A 1,528-nucleotide genomic window follows, 5' to 3' on the forward strand; every position below is an offset into this window, starting at 1 on the left:
GGATAGCACAGGGCCTCCTTGAGGGATCCTGTCGGGATGTAGCTCTTCTGGGGGATGAACATCAACTTGGCGTTGGTGGGCGTGGAAAGTCCCCCGCCTCCATGTGGCCAAAGGCCGGCCACCGCACGCAACAACGTGCTCTTCCCGACGCCCGAGGGGCCACGCACCAGCCACTTCTGGTCGCCACCAATCTTCCAATTGCCGATGGTGCTCAAGGTCTGGCCGTTGGGAAGAGAGACCTTGAGGTTCTGCGTCTGGATCGCATCGCTGGCGGTCTTGCCGGCCTTGATGTCCGACTTCTCCTCCTGGTCGAGCAGGTTATTCATGCCAATAAGGCGGCGTGCCTGCGAGGACCATTCCACCAGTCGCTGGTAGTTGGTTGCGAACCAGGTGACCCCGTACACCACCGCAAGGAAGATCCCTTGGTATTGCATCAGCGTCCCGAGCGTGGCCTGCCCGCTGAAAAGACGCGGCGCCATGACCCACATGGGAACAAAGGAAGCGGCCAATGTCAGGATCTGAGTGGTGAACGCCACACGCTTCTTGTGCGTCATCAGCACGGCCCAGTTGAACCCGATGAATGCAAAGAAGCGGCCCAGCCTCAGCTTCTCGACGTCGATCCCCCGGTAAAGGGCAATCTGCTCGGCTGCCTCGCGCTGCTGGGCAAGGGCGAAGCGGAAGTCGGCCTCCAGGCGTTGACGCTCGAAGTTCAGTGGCGTGAGCTTGCGACCCACAAGGTGAACGATCGCGACCTGCAGGATGCCGTAGATGACGGCGATGAAGAAGAGGAAGCCCGGGATGGTCACGCCGCCGACCGTGACCGAGGGCGACATTCCCCACAAGACAAACCCCATCGCCGCCAACGTTCCGACGTTTCCGAGGAACTGGAAACCGAGCTCAAGCACGCCTTCGATGAACAGGCGGACGTCCTCCGCGATACGTTGGTCCGCGTTGTCGAGCTCTTGGCGGCGCTCGATGCGGTAGAACGCGTTGTTTTGGAACCAGCGGTTGACGAAGTTGTCAGTGAGCTTCTTGCGCCACTTGATCTCCACCCATTGGCGCAGCCACTGCGTGAAGGCGAAGACGGCGGCCATCGAGAAGAACACCACGACCATCAGGCCGGAGGTCTGCCAGAACAGGTCGGCGTTGCGCTTTTCAATCGAGTCGAAGAACGTCTTCTGGACGGTGGTCAACCAGGCGCCTACCGCGGACCCGCCGAGCGTGAGGACGGTAAGTACGGCGAACGCGAACCAGGCGATCCGCTTTTGATCGGACTTGAAGTAGGGCGTGAACAGGCGCCACACATTCGCAAAAGTGGGCTTGTTGTTGTCAGTCATAGCTTCGGGAGCCTCGCGAGATGAACCGATGCCAAGGTCGCCAGCGCACGGGCTCTGGCGACCTTCGGCGGCTGGCGCTTTAGAACGAGTAGCGCGCGGTCAGGTTGAACTCGCGCTCCTGAAGCACGTAGCCCTGTGCGAACGAGCCGGACAACAGCGAATACATGCGCTTGTTGTTGACGTTCTTCACG

Annotated in this window: 1 protein-coding gene; it reads right to left on the bottom strand. The window is 60.7% G+C overall.

Annotated elements, in window-relative coordinates; genetic code table 11:
- Positions 1–1,337 (bottom strand): ABC transporter ATP-binding protein/permease (locus tag ACXJKR_RS32195; protein WP_457326319.1); only part of this gene is annotated, 1,337 nt, incomplete at its 3' end.
- Positions 1,338–1,528 lie beyond the last annotated feature (191 nt).

This window comes from Roseateles sp. P5_E11, from assembly GCF_054049355.1.